Source organism: Vibrio sp. 10N.247.311.14 (assembly GCF_041467715.1).
Taxonomy (GTDB): Bacteria; Pseudomonadota; Gammaproteobacteria; order Enterobacterales; family Vibrionaceae; genus Vibrio; species Vibrio crassostreae_C.
Map to the genome: position 1 here is coordinate 1 of NZ_JBFSVE010000058.1, position 13,325 is coordinate 13,325.

The 13,325-nt window shown below is 44.6% G+C and carries 10 protein-coding genes; 2 read left to right on the forward strand and 8 right to left on the reverse strand.

The window, feature by feature from the left end:
- Both AB6F11_RS18235 and tal read right to left on the reverse strand, forming a co-directional pair.
- Positions 1-1,240, reverse strand: a 1,240-nt coding sequence (locus tag AB6F11_RS18235; RefSeq protein ID WP_372179622.1) for a transketolase family protein, incomplete at its 3' end; no start/stop codon positions are given.
- Positions 1,241-1,327: 87 nt separating this feature from the next.
- A complete protein-coding gene (gene tal, locus AB6F11_RS18240; RefSeq protein ID WP_009845571.1) occupies positions 1,328-2,278 on the reverse strand; it encodes a transaldolase in 951 nt (316 codons plus the stop codon).
- 459 nt (positions 2,279-2,737) lie between these two features.
- Here tal and AB6F11_RS18245 point away from each other — a divergent pair, with 459 nt between their 5' ends.
- Positions 2,738-3,745: a sugar-binding transcriptional regulator gene (locus AB6F11_RS18245; RefSeq protein ID WP_017061711.1), complete on the forward strand. Its 1,008-nt coding sequence runs from the start codon at positions 2,738-2,740 to the stop codon at positions 3,743-3,745.
- Between the two features lie 168 nt (positions 3,746-3,913).
- Positions 3,914-5,284, forward strand: coding sequence for a glycoside hydrolase family 18 protein (locus tag AB6F11_RS18250; RefSeq protein ID WP_017065720.1), 1,371 nt, complete (start codon positions 3,914-3,916; stop codon positions 5,282-5,284).
- A gap of 91 nt (positions 5,285-5,375) precedes the next feature.
- Here AB6F11_RS18250 and AB6F11_RS18255 read toward each other — a convergent pair whose 3' ends face one another.
- The 6 genes from AB6F11_RS18255 to moeB all read right to left on the reverse strand — a co-directional run bounded on the left by AB6F11_RS18255 (position 5,376) and on the right by moeB (position 13,318).
- Positions 5,376-7,670, reverse strand: coding sequence for a bifunctional diguanylate cyclase/phosphodiesterase (locus AB6F11_RS18255; RefSeq protein WP_104216135.1), 2,295 nt, complete (start codon positions 7,668-7,670; stop codon positions 5,376-5,378).
- Positions 7,671-8,055: 385 nt separating this feature from the next.
- Positions 8,056-8,904 (reverse strand): sulfurtransferase, encoded by an 849-nt coding sequence (locus tag AB6F11_RS18260; protein ID WP_017065718.1) that lies wholly within the window; start codon positions 8,902-8,904, stop codon positions 8,056-8,058.
- 123 nt (positions 8,905-9,027) lie between these two features.
- Positions 9,028-9,342 (reverse strand): hypothetical protein, encoded by a 315-nt coding sequence (locus AB6F11_RS18265; RefSeq protein ID WP_017061706.1) that lies wholly within the window; start codon positions 9,340-9,342, stop codon positions 9,028-9,030.
- Between the two features lie 206 nt (positions 9,343-9,548).
- On the reverse strand, positions 9,549-10,166 hold the full coding sequence (locus AB6F11_RS18270) for a hypothetical protein (RefSeq protein ID WP_104216136.1): 618 nt from the start codon (positions 10,164-10,166) through the stop codon (positions 9,549-9,551).
- Positions 10,167-10,177: 11 nt separating this feature from the next.
- On the reverse strand, positions 10,178-12,313 hold the full coding sequence (locus AB6F11_RS18275; RefSeq protein ID WP_104216137.1) for an LruC domain-containing protein: 2,136 nt from the start codon (positions 12,311-12,313) through the stop codon (positions 10,178-10,180).
- A 255-nt stretch (positions 12,314-12,568) separates the two neighbouring features.
- Complete coding sequence (moeB, locus tag AB6F11_RS18280; RefSeq protein ID WP_104216138.1) at positions 12,569-13,318, reverse strand: molybdopterin-synthase adenylyltransferase MoeB; 750 nt, start codon at positions 13,316-13,318, stop codon at positions 12,569-12,571.
- Between the last annotated feature and the right edge of the window lie 7 nt (positions 13,319-13,325).

Genomic DNA, 13,325 nt, shown 5'->3' on the forward strand with positions numbered 1-13,325 from the left:
GTACACCGTAGTGGATGTAGTTACCAGAGAAGTCAGTTGCTTCAAGAGACTTAGAGCCAGACCACATAGTTAGGTTGGAAGGCGCTAGGTCAGCAGAGCCGCCCATGAATTCTGGAAGCATTTGACCAAACGCTTCTAGAGCATTTTGAGATGCTTTACGTGATGCGATGTTTGCTGGGTTAGCTTGAAGATCAGCGATGATTGCCGATGCTTTCTCTTCCCACTCAGCTGGTAGGTCACCGTTTACGCGGCGTTTGAATTCAGCTGCCAGCTCAGGGTATGCTGCTTCATAAGCTGCAAGTTTCTCGTTCCACGCTGCTTCCTTAGCTGCGCCTGCTTCTTTCGCATCCCACTCTGAGTAAACTTCCGACGGAATTTCAAAAGGACCGTGCTCCCAACCTAATTCTTTACGTGTTGCTGCAATTTCTTCAGCGCCTAGTGGAGCACCGTGACAGTCGTGCGTACCTGCTTTGTTTGGAGAACCAAAGCCAATCACTGTTTTAGTACAGATTAGAGTAGGGCGAGGGTCTGCTTTAGCCGCTTCAATCGCTGCGTTGATAGCGTCAGAATCGTGACCATCTACCGCTGGGATTACGTGCCAGCCGTAAGCTTCGAAACGCTTAGGCGTATCGTCAGAGAACCAACCTTCAACTTCGCCATCGATAGAGATACCGTTGTCATCCCAGAAAGCAACCAGCTTACCAAGACCAAGCGTACCTGCTAGAGAACATGCTTCGTGAGAAATACCTTCCATCAGACAGCCATCACCCATGAATGCATAAGTGTAGTGGTCTACGATGTCGTGGCCTTCTTTGTTGAACTGTGCTGCAAGCGCTTTCTCTGCCATCGCCATACCAACAGCGTTAGTGATGCCTTGACCTAGAGGACCAGTCGTTGTTTCGATGCCTGGTGCGTAGCCGTACTCTGGGTGACCTGGAGTCTTAGAATGCAGTTGACGGAAGTTTTTAAGATCTTCAATTGAAAGCTCGTAACCTGCTAGGTGAAGCAGAGAGTAAATCAGCATTGAGCCGTGGCCGTTAGACAGGATAAAACGGTCGCGGTCAGCCCACTCTGGGTTTGCTGGGTTATGGTTTAGGTGAGAGCGCCAAAGTACTTCAGCGATGTCTGCCATACCCATAGGTGCGCCTGGGTGACCAGAGTTTGCTTGTTGTACGCCGTCCATGCTTAGAGCACGAATAGCGTTAGCTAGATGCTTTCTGTTTTGAGGAGATTGATTCATAAGAACTTCCGAATAAAAATTAAGAAAAACAAAATTGATAAAAGTAGGGGAACTGAACGTTCCCCTATTTGAATTTGGTGAGAGTGATTACAGCTTAGCTGCGATCATGTCTTCTAGTTTGCCTTGGTCAACGGCGAAGTTGCGGATGCCTTCAGCCAGTTTCTCAACAGCCATTGCATCTTGGTTGTGGTCCCACAGGAACTCAGCGTGAGTCATCGCTGCTGGACGCTCTTTAGTACCGTTAGAGTCGATAAGTTTCTCAACTACTTCGCCTTCTGCTGCTTCTAGGTCTGCTAGAAGTTGAGGAGCGATAGTTAGACGGTCACAACCAGCAAGTTCAAGGATCTCGCCGATGTTACGGAAGCTTGCGCCCATAACAACAGTTTTGTAACCGTGGTCTTTGTAGTAGTTGTAGATATCTGAAACTGAGATTACACCTGGATCTTCTGAAGCTTCGAAATCACGACCTTCTTTCGCTTTGTACCAGTCCATGATGCGACCTACGAAAGGAGAGATTAGGAATACGCCAGCTTCAGCACAAGCACGAGCTTGAGCGAAAGAGAATAGAAGCGTTAGGTTACAGTTGATGCCTTCTTTCTCTAGGATTTCAGCAGCGCGGATGCCTTCCCAAGTAGAAGCCAGTTTGATAAGGATGCGGTCGTTAGTGATGCCAGCGTCGTTGTACATTTTGATAAGTTGACGAGCTTTAGCAACGCTGCCTTCCATGTCGTAAGAAAGACGAGCATCGACTTCAGTAGAGATACGGCCAGGTACAACTTTTAGGATTTCTTTACCGATGTTCACGTTAAGCATGTCGCAAGTATCTTGAACTTGCTGTGCTTTATCACCGCTTTGCGCTTTTGCGTATTCGATAGAAGCATCGATTAGAGGAGCGTACTCAGCAATTTGAGCAGCTTTAAGAATTAGAGATGGGTTAGTTGTTGCATCTTCAGGAGTGTACTTGCTGATAGCTTCGATATCGCCAGTGTCAGCTACAACAGTTGTTAGTTTACGAAGTTGCTCTAATTTATTGCTCATTTTGATCATCCTATGTATCGCATAACACCTCATTAATGGGAGAGGTGTGGGCATTTGCAAGCTAACTAATGAAGTTCTCAATGGTTGTACCAGTGAGCCAAACTTACATTAATTTAAATTTTTCTCCGAACGAACATTTGCACAGAACATTTGATCGCTCGATGAGTAAATGATGTAGCCATATTTATCCGATCTAACCCCAAAGTCAACGGTAAATAGTACTGTATGGTGACTTCAGTCAAATATATTTCGCTCTAGTAATCATGGGCTATGCAAGCAAACGTTTAACGAGCAAAGTGAGGTGAATTAATCAACAACAAAACCATGGTTATGACTATGAGCAAATGTACCTTGCTGTTACATATGTTCGGGGTGTAAACTTGTGTATCACTTGCTTAAGCATCGAACATTTGTTCTTCAAGCAGGTAAAATAATTGTTAAATATTGGTTGAGTGGTATATGAGTAAGAATATCCAAGATGTTTCCGAAGAAAACACTGATCTCCTCACTGAAGTCGCGGTTGCTTATTATCAAGATGGTGCCACGCAAGAAGAGATATCTAAAAAGTACTCTATCTCCCGTGCAAAGGTTGGTCGAATGCTCAAGCAAGCCCGAGATGAGGGCATTGTTGAGATCACCGTGAAATATCACCCCGTCTTTAGTGCGAAGATCGAGCAACGTTTGATCGAACGATTTGGTGTAAAGCGTGCGCTTGTGGCACTAGACCAACCAAATGAAGAGAAGCAGCGATTACAGGTTGCTGGTTTAGTGTCTAACTACCTTACCAGTACACTGAAAAACGGCATGGTAGTGACAGTAGGACAAGGGCGAAACGTATCGTCTGTTGCTCATCACACTGGCGTCATTACGCCACGAGACTGCAAATTCGTGTGTGGTATCGGCGGTATTCACCCAAGAGGCGGTATGTTTAATGCCGACCATATATGCAGGCAGCTAGCCAAAAAGTACGGTGGATCTTCTGAAACCTTATACGCGCCGGCTTATGCCGAGAATAAAGCGCAAAAAACCGCATTTATGGAAAACAGCACCGTTAAGCAGACACTCGATCTCGCTCGAAAAGCCGATGTCGCTTTGGTCGGTATCGGTGATATGAGCGAAAACAGCTATATGGTCGACTTAGGCTGGTTTACCGCAGGTGAGGTCGTTCAATCTCGTTTATTACAAGGTGTCGTCGGTGACTTTGCGGGTTATGACTTTTTCGATGTTCACGGTAAAACAGCAAACACAGTAATGAGTGACCGTGTTATTGGTTTGGCCTTGGAAGAATTTCGCCCAATAGCGGAAGTCATTGCCATTGCAGCGGAGAACAGTAAGCCATTAGCTCTATTAGGCGCACTAAGAACCGGTGTGGTCGATGTGATAGCGACCAGCGTAAGTAATGCTTTGACGGTACTTAACTTGGACGAACAACTTAGCGTGAATAAACCAAACAGCAGTGAATCGTAAGATACTTAAGCTTCGTTGAATTCACTATTTGAGTAATCATGGAAATTCCCCTGATGAAACCAGTGCAATAAGGGGGATAACTATTAGACATGACTCGAATAGTGAATTTGTTCAGCGGTTGAAAGAATTATCACTCTTTAATGTTAAGCCACACTAAAGGAGATAATTATGAAACTGTCATTTATCACACACGCTATTTCTAGCAACAGTGACCAATCAAGTTCTATCTTTAAATCTATTTCTATCTTTGGGCTTAGCTCAATAGCCACGGTTTGTATGCTCACACCTACAGTACATGCCGATGATAAAGTCGTCGCAGGGTATTTTGCGGATTGGCAATATCTGAATAAAGACAACCCTTATACCGTTGACGACATACCTGCAGACAAGCTCTCACATATTATTTACGCCTTCTTGAGCATGTGTGGTCCTCATAGCGGTGCTGGTGAGCCCGTCCAAAAACAAATTCAGCAGCAATGTGCAGACAAACAACCATATACCGCGATTATTGTGGATAAAGAAGCTGCGTTAGAAGTCGATTTCGGAGACGTGGGTGTTGATGTCGCCTATAAAGGTCACTTTGCCCAGTTAGCTCAACTGAAGGCCGACAATCAAAATATCAAAATTTTGCCCTCATTTGGAGGGTGGACAATGTCTGAACCTTTCCATGCGATGGCGAAAGATCCTCAAGCCATTGCGCACTTTTCAAAAACTGCTGTTGAATTGATCCAAAAATACGACTTCTTTGATGGTATTGATCTTGATTGGGAATACCCAGGAGGCGGCGGCTTAACCACTTCGCCTTGGAACCCAGAGACGAAACTAACGGATGAGCAAAAAGCGCTAGAGCGTGAAGCTTTTACTCTTTTAGTAAAAACAATCAGAAGTGATTTGGACGCTCTATCAAAGACGACTCAAAGAGATTACGAGCTTTCAACGGCTGTCGGTGTTGGTGCTAAGGCAGCTCAAATTGACTGGAACGCAGCTAGCCCATATCTGACGAACATGTTTGCGATGACGTATGACTTCCTCGGAGGCTGGGGAACTCAAACAGGTCACACAACAAACTTACATGCCACCGAGCGTAGTTGGTGGGGAATGGGAGCTGATGTCTTCATTAATCAGATGATAGAGCAAGGTATTCCTAGCGAGAAGCTCGTGATCGGGGCGGCTTTTTATGGTCGAGGTTGGCAAGGGACAAAAGACTTTGCTGGAGAGCTGCCTAAAGGTGACCTAGTTTCTGAACAAGGGGCGCAGTTTGGTACCGGTGAAAACGGTTACTTCATGTTTTGGGATCTTATGAATAACTACAGCAACAAACAAGGTTATGAGTATAAGTATGATGAGCAAGCTCAAGCACCTTATTTGTGGAACCCAGATAAAAAAGTATTCATATCTTTTGAAGATCAGCGTTCTATTAAAGCAAAGGCAGAATGGGCGAAGAAATCAGACCTAGGCGGTATTTTTACTTGGGAATTATCAGGAGATCCTTCCGGACAGTTGATCGATGTTATGCATAGTGAAATGAATAAAAAGTGAAATGAATAAATAACCGAACAGAAAATATCTAGAAAATAAGGTAGGTGTTTATCTGCCTACCTTATTTAGCTCGTCTATTTAACTCGCGTTCTTAAACAGAACATTCCGCGTGCTCGGTCACTTTCTTGTTTAGGTGAGTAGCCAGCTCATAATAAGGAATAGGGCGAGAGAAGTAATAGCCTTGCATTAAGTCACATCCACATGCCTTTAGAATTGCGAAGTGTTCGTTTGATTCTACGCCTTCTGCTAATACCACCATGCCGAAGTTCTTACCGATTGCGATGATGTTTTGCACCATGGTGAGTGACTGCTGATCGACAGCAATGTTCTCAATAAAGCTCTTATCGATTTTAAGTTCATCGATAGGCAGTGCTTTCAACATACTTAGTGATGAATAACCTGTCCCGAAATCATCTAAAGAGATCTTTATATTCTTCTCTTTGAGGGCTTCAAAAGTCGGTTTCACCAAAGTCACATCTTCAATGAACAAGCTCTCGGTAATTTCTAGCGTTAAACAGCTAGGAGAGAGTTGATACTTTTCTAGTGTCGCGAACAAGTGCTCAGAGAAGGATTGATGAGAAAACTGACGCACTGATATGTTGATCGACAGCCCGATCTTTTGTTCTGTTGTTCGGTGCAAGTGGGCGATCTGCATAATGCTGGACTCAATAATAAAAGTCCCCAGTTTTTGCATTAAACCCGTGTTCTCTGCTATCGGTATAAAGACATCTGGCGGAACAAAACCCAATTCCTCATCAATCCAGCGCACGAGTGCTTCTACACCATGAATACTTTCATTTGCACGAACCAGCGGTTGGAAAACCATGAACAGCGTTTGTTTCTCGATAGCGATGCGTAGCCTTTGTTCTACTTTCATTTTGTAGAGATGAGCATCTTGCATTTCCGTTGTGAAAATACTGTACGAGTTTTGCTGCTGTTTCGCTTTGTACATTGAAATATCGGCAGAACGTAACAGGCTATCCAGATCTTTTCCGTGTTCTGGGAAACGCGCTACGCCGATGCTGCAACCTAACAAAAACTGAGCGCTTTCAACTTCATAAGGTTGAGAAAGCACTTCAATAATGCGCTTGGCGAGTCGTTTAATTTCAGCTTCATTCGACAAGGGCGTCAAGAACAAAAACTCATCACTGGATTCACGTACCAATAGGCTGAGGCGAGATCGGAACCTCATCAAACGCAAAGCGATCTGTTTGAGAACCTTATCTCCAAAGTCATGCCCGTGGGTGTCATTGACGCATTTAAAGTTATCGATATCGATAAACAACAGCGAAAACGGCTCTGACTCATCGTCAATCCATTTACCAATGTTTCTACGCATGTACAAACGGTTTGGCAGAGAGGTTAAAGGGTCATGGTTCGCCTGATAAATGAGTTGGCTACGAGTCCGTTGTTCATTCTTGGCAATCGACTTAACCAAAAAGTAGAAACCAAACTGAAGAAAAATAAAGGCAACGAAAAGAATGCTGAACTCTTGTATGAATATACTATCGACGTGAGTTAGATCCGTACGTCCTACCACCCATAATTTGTAGTTTGGGATGTATTTCGCGCTCATCAAAGAGTGGTACTCTTCATCGTCGACGACAAAAGAATAGTTTTCTTGCCCATTCATCGCTTCTTGTACGCTAATTCCGAAGTGGTCGGTAAAGATACTTGCAATACGCTGTATGACATCTTTGCCGACTGGAGAGGAATAGGCACTCTCAGATTCAATATCACTTGAATAAAACTGGCGATAGCTGTCTTTTCTGATCAGGCTTAGTGTATTGAAACTTCCGGCGTGAGCATTATTTTCAAATACGATCGTTGCGTCTAATCGTAGCCCTGCGGTCATTACTGCATCGGTTTTCTTGCCATCGATTGAAATGGATTTTCTCAGCGGGATGACTAAGCTATTCAACGAATCTTGAAAATAGGTACGGCCAAGCACCATGCTACTGCTTGATAGGGCGTCTAGGAAGGAGCCTCTGGTTGGCGCGTATTGCAGCAAGTTCCTTTGATTCGCAAGTTCGAGATTTGAGCTAATCGAGAGGTAATCACCGTCGGTGTTCAACAAGCCAAACGCTGCTATCGCAGGGTGGGTCTCAAGTAGCTTGTCTAATATTGGCCTAATCTGGATAGATGCAGTACGTGTGAAATCAGACTGTTGAGCCAGTTGATGGCCAACCACTTCTAACAAGGCTTCTTGACTGGTCAGCAGCGAGTTGACGGAGCTAGAAAAAAGCTCAACCTGAATGTGTTGCTGCTCTATGAAGTCGTCTCTGTTTGCTTTCCAGTTTGTTATTCCCAACGCGGCGAAAAGTATCAGGGTCAGTAGTACGACAAACGCGTACAGCGACCAGATATTTTGCTTAAATAGAGCCATGAGATGCCTTTGTTGGTTACTACTTTTAACAGACTGCAAGTGACAAACTATTGGGTTGTCAGCGCGATTCATGCAACGAAAAATACAAACATCAATGATGAAAGTATTAATGATTAAATAGTGTAACGACTACGAGCAGAGATTCTTGAGTGAAAAATTAGTATTCATAACGTCGATAACGATTAGTTTATGATTAATCACGAATTATGGTTAGCAAGTTGATGTGGGTTACAAATCAAACGGCGTGAATCGAGTCTTGGTCTCAAATGAACATAGCGTTAACTGCGACATAGAGGCTTACTTCATGAGACGTGGGGCCATCATTATCAGTAAGCTCTTTATGCATGCGCAGTATATTCTAATAGTTGCATTAAGCGAAGTTGAATTACTTTTTAGTCACGGCGATAGGGAGTTTGTCGTTAGCACCCCATTCCGTCCATGAACCATCGTAAACACCCATTTCACCGTTATAGCCAGCGAGTTTAGCGGCTAATAATATGATGCAAGCTGTTACGCCAGAGCCACAGCTAAAGAACATAGGTTGAGAAGGCGTTAATTCTAGCGTTGAAAAGATATCAATAAGCTCTTCTTGGGACTTTAACTTGCCGTTTTTGAGTACTTGGGCAAATGGTAGGCAAATAGAATTCGGTATATGGCCACTACGCAAGCCTTCACGTGGTTCAGGAACTTCTGAATCGAAACGAGCTTGAGAACGAGCATCTACAATGTTTGCGCTCTTGTCAGTTGAGTAACCTTCAATCTGCTGAGCACTGACAAAGTAGTTGTCTTGAATATGGCCTTCAAAATTGCCCGCTTTTACTTCGGTGCGATAGTCAGTCTCGGTCGCGTAACCGGCTTCGATCCAAGCTGGCAAACCGCCATCTAAGATGAATACGTCGTTGTGTCCCATTGCCATAAACATCCACCACGCACGAGGAGAAGCGAAGGTTCCGGAGTTATCGTAAACCACAATCGTACTGTCTTGATTGATGCCAATTTCTTTTGCGCGAGTGTTGAAGTGTTTTTCGCTCGGAAACATGTGAGGAAGCAGAGTGTGCTTGTTACAAAAGTCTTTGTCGTAGTCAAAACGAATAGCACCAGGAATCATTTGTCCTTTGATCTTTTCTGACTCGCTTGGAATTTGAAACTCGATGCTGGCGTCGAGGATGATGATATTGTCTTCTGCTAGCAAACGTTGTTGAAGTTGTTGTGGTGAGATGAGTGGCTGATTCATTATTGTTATATCCATTCTTGTTGTTTTAGCGATTCTTACTGTTTTAGCGAATACAGTGGTAGAGCGATTACTGTTGCTTTTGCGAATACAGTTGCTTTACGAATACCGTTGTTGCATCGATGGCTACTGTGCAGCTCGACAGTGGATGAACTGATAACTGCTTTGTCCGGTTATTTGATTGTTTAATGTATCAAGCGCGACCACAGAATCAATAGGGCAGTCTGTGGTAGGAGCAATAGAGAGCCGAAATACGTCATTATCTTTTGTCTGAACCGTCAGATAACGCCTGTGCCCATCTAAGGATTGAGTAAGCGTGTTCGAAATTACTTTGGCTTGAATACGTTGCCCCGTCTCTGATGTTAGCGGGAAATAGGCAAGGGCAACTAACACGCCTACGCCACACATTAAGATAAATAGACCTATTTTTAACTGTTTCATGAGAGTAAGTCTTTGAAGGTTATGTTGAAAATATAAGTGAGGTTGGTGGTAAAGTGAATGCTACTCGCTAAGAAAGCTGAATTAACTGCTCTTCGACGAAAATAAAAAAGTGAGCATTTCTGCTCACTTCCTACTTACAAACAATCCATTTTGACTCTGTTTCGTCAGAGATCTCGCTAACGACAAGTTACCTGCTGTTAAACAATTTACTGCCAGACAATCTGAGAGTCGCCGCTAGAAACCACTTGTTGTAATGGAGGTTGACCATCGTAAAACCAAATCTCTATCAAGAGTGCGTCATGGTTTACCGGTGCTGCAAAGTTGGAGGCGAACACACCGTTATCTAGTGGGCCCGCAATGACCTTGCTGGAGTAATCCGGCTTCAAGGTTGAGTCATCTCTTGTACTAAAGCGGCTATAAACGGTCACAAAAGAACGGTCTGTCGAAATGCTGCTGATGTCAATGTTGAGATCAAACTGTTCAACAGAGTTGTAGTCAAATCCATCAGGTACCACCAAATCACTCATCGTATAGCTCTGCGCTGCTACCGCACTTGTCGCGGGAGACGGCGAAGGCGTTGCTGTTACCGGATTCGACGGAGTTGCAGGTGTCGAGGGTGTAGATGGTGATGCCGTAGATGTACTTCCGCCCCCACCGCCGCCGCCTCCACAGCCGGCTAATACTAATGGCGCTGCAGCTAAAATAACGGCTAGTGACTTCTTGATGTTCCAAGTGCTTTGTACAGACATACGTTTTTCCTCAAAGAGATTGCGACTTGAATCAACGCAATGATTGTCTCGATACTGTTTAGTGTGAATAGTCATAACGTCTCTCCTTATGGTTCGTAACGTTGGTTGTCTGCAGGTGATTGGTACCATGTTTGGTTCGTTTCACCGCCGGATTCTGCGTATTCTTTAAACTCTGGGTAAGCGGTAACAATATCGACGTACTCTAAAGGCCACTCCCATTCGTCATCCGAAGTCACTATTAGTGCCCAAGGGTGGTTTTCTACTGTTTTGAAGTATTTACCTGTTGATGGATTACTGTCATCGACGCCTAAACCAGCTTCAAAGAGGTTAGTGGTATCAAATGCTTCGGTTGGAGCTTGGTCTGGCAAGTGAACCTCCCAGCTGCGTCCTGGATGTAGAGGTAGGTTTTCACCGTGATAATAACCAGGCGTTGCGAAAATGAACGGGTCGTAAGGCATATCGGTCCAGCTGCCTGTGCTCACACCGTCACCGGCTAAAGTAATACCAATTTGGAACGAGAACTGCTCATCTTCTTTACATCCATTACTGGTGCGGTAGAAGGTACAGCCAGTGCTGATTTTTTCTGTCAGGTCATTGGCGATAACAAAGATTGCTTCACTACGTCCATCTTCTAGGTCAAGGTCAGTGAATACACCGTTGTGTTTCATGTAAGAGCTGCCATTGCTCACTAAGCTCGGGTCTAGGTTAGGAAGTCGAACAGCAAAACCATTTCTGTACGTTGCCCCGACAGCAGCTAGGCGGCCGTCGATAGTGGACTTAACGACTTTTCCATCTTTAAGGATCTCAGTAATGCGATACATAAGAACAGCATCGTTCATGTCGTAATCTGCTTTATATGGCCAGTTATCTTCGTACGCGAGCGTTGCGTAGCCAGAAGCACTTGGGAAGTAACGAGCGGTGGCACCATCGTTAAGAACATCGACTTGAATATCGACCACCTCACCAGAGGTTGAACCGCCAAAGTAACTTAGGTTGGTTTGTTGACTGAATCTAAAGCGAGCCCACGTCGTACCGGTCAGAGCGTTGATATCGACATTTAGGAACAGATCGTTTTCACCCGCATCTAACAGGTAATCGGTAAATACTTGCTCGTTGGCGCCATCGAAACTGCCATCTTGGTTCCAATCTATCCAAGCCGAAAGGTAACCGGTTGTTGAAGCCTCAATCACCACTTTTGAATCAAGACCAGCTTCAAGTGCGGTTACAAAACCGATACCACCGTTCGCCCACTCATCATCAATACCCACGCTTTCATCCGATTGCGGTGTTACGTAGCCGTCAAGATCGGCGTCGGGCGCGTCTGTACCTAACCATGTGATGCCATCGAGTTCATGTCGAGGGCCATTGCTCGCCAGTAACGTTAGGTAGCTGTCTGGAGCGTCACCGAAGTCGATGTTGGAATCTTCATCTACGACAGGCGCATTCGCACAGCGAGCACCATCATTTTGATTCGAAGAAGGGCCATTCGATACGAACTCTACAGCAGGAACGACACCTGCAGCGATGTTTGCAGCGTTATCTGGGGATAGGTTGATACGGTAGATCTTACCGTCTTGATTTCGAGATACGTAGTAGTAGCCGTTCACATCAAAATAACCTGCGCCAAACGTCCCTGTTTCTCCGGTATCACCAATATAGGTTTCTGCACCTGTAGTTGGGTTGAAGCTGTACAAGCCACCCGAGTTATTGTCGATACCATATAAAGAGCCATCACTTGGATGGAAAGCAAAATCAGTCAGTTTTACAGTTGCAGGGCTGCCTGCGATTTTGTTGACCGTGACGGTCGCATTCGGATCAGAGTCTAAAGGAGAGAGGTCAACAGTAAATAGTCCCTTACCTGTACGATACAAGTAGTAAACATGGTCATAGACGTCGCCGACATAGAAAGTGTGATCGGTTGGTAAGCCACTGGTATTGATAACTTCTGCTTGGAAGTCTTGACCAAGACGCACTAAACGTTTGTTGGTGGTGTCATAGCCATAAATATATCTGTCTTGAAAGTCGAAACCGACACCATTGATATTGGCATTCATACCCGTATCGTCTTCCAACAGAGTGGTTGAACCTGTTACAAGGTTTACCCCCCAAACTTCAACGGGTTTCGACTGAAAGAGGTATGCTTGACTAGGGCAGGTATCGAATGGCGCTGCGTTGGCGACTAGAGGGGCACTTAATAGCAAACTTAACGTTGTAATTCTCATATCTACATCCTTGTGATGGAAGGTACAGATACAGTTACAAGTTATGTGCCAATTTTAAATTATTGATTTTTAAAGGTTATGTTTTTAGGTGCTGATTTTTTCACTGTATTCTCAAAATGAGAACTCAAATGAAACTAATCTCTCATAGAGTATTTCAAATTGATAAAGCGAGTGAGATGCTGACGTTGAGACATAAAAAAGCCCCAACATATAGTCAAGGCTTAGGTTTTCGATCAGAGGGGGATATGATTTATCTTATCCACACACCGAACAATTAGGCATCTTTATTAAATTCATTTCACGCCAGCTGTGAGACATGGCATCGAGAATCAAAAGCTTGCCTTGCTTTGGTTGTCCAAACCCGGCAATAACCTTGATAGCTTCCAAAGCCTGAGCCGCGCCAACCATGCCAACAACAGGTGCCATCACACCGGCTTCAACACAGCTTAGAGCAGCGTTGCCGAATAGAGCGCTCAAGCACTGGTAGCAAGGTGCATTTTCATCTTGATAAGTGAATACGCTAATCTGACCTTCCATGCGAATCGCAGCGCCCGATACAAGTGGCGTTTTTGAGGCGTAACACAAACGGTTAAGTTGATTGCGCGTTTCAACGTTGTCGCTGGCATCAAGTACTAACGAATGCGCTTCAATGAGCTTTGCTAGTGCCTCGTCATCAAGTCTGTGGTCGACCGTTTCAACTCTAAGGTGTGGGTTTAACACCTGTAATGATTCAGCGGCTGAAACGACTTTCTTCTTACCAATATCAGCATCGGTGTGAAGCACTTGTCGTTGCAAGTTTGAAAGCTCGACAACATCGTCGTCGATCAGCATTAGCTTACCAATACCCGCAGTCGCAAGGTATTGAGCAGAGGCACAGCCTAAACCACCCGCACCTAACACCAAAATCGAGCTCTGTTTCAGCGCTTCTTGACCCTCAAAATCAAACTGCTTGAGAATGATCTGGCGATTGTAACGAAGCATCTCTGCGTCAGACAGTATTTCCATCAGCAAG

Coding starts and splice junctions, on each gene's coding strand:
- AB6F11_RS18250 (WP_017065720.1), top strand. CDS start 3,914: ATGAAACTGTCATTTATCACACACGCTATTTCTAGCAACAGTGACCAA.
- AB6F11_RS18265 (WP_017061706.1), bottom strand. CDS start 9,342: ATGAAACAGTTAAAAATAGGTCTATTTATCTTAATGTGTGGCGTAGGC.
- AB6F11_RS18270 (WP_104216136.1), bottom strand. CDS start 10,166: ATGACTATTCACACTAAACAGTATCGAGACAATCATTGCGTTGATTCA.
- AB6F11_RS18260 (WP_017065718.1), bottom strand. CDS start 8,904: ATGAATCAGCCACTCATCTCACCACAACAACTTCAACAACGTTTGCTA.
- AB6F11_RS18255 (WP_104216135.1), bottom strand. CDS start 7,670: ATGGCTCTATTTAAGCAAAATATCTGGTCGCTGTACGCGTTTGTCGTA.
- tal (WP_009845571.1), bottom strand. CDS start 2,278: ATGAGCAATAAATTAGAGCAACTTCGTAAACTAACAACTGTTGTAGCT.
- AB6F11_RS18245 (WP_017061711.1), top strand. CDS start 2,738: ATGAGTAAGAATATCCAAGATGTTTCCGAAGAAAACACTGATCTCCTC.
- AB6F11_RS18275 (WP_104216137.1), bottom strand. CDS start 12,313: ATGAGAATTACAACGTTAAGTTTGCTATTAAGTGCCCCTCTAGTCGCC.
- moeB (WP_104216138.1), bottom strand. CDS start 13,318: ATGGAAATACTGTCTGACGCAGAGATGCTTCGTTACAATCGCCAGATC.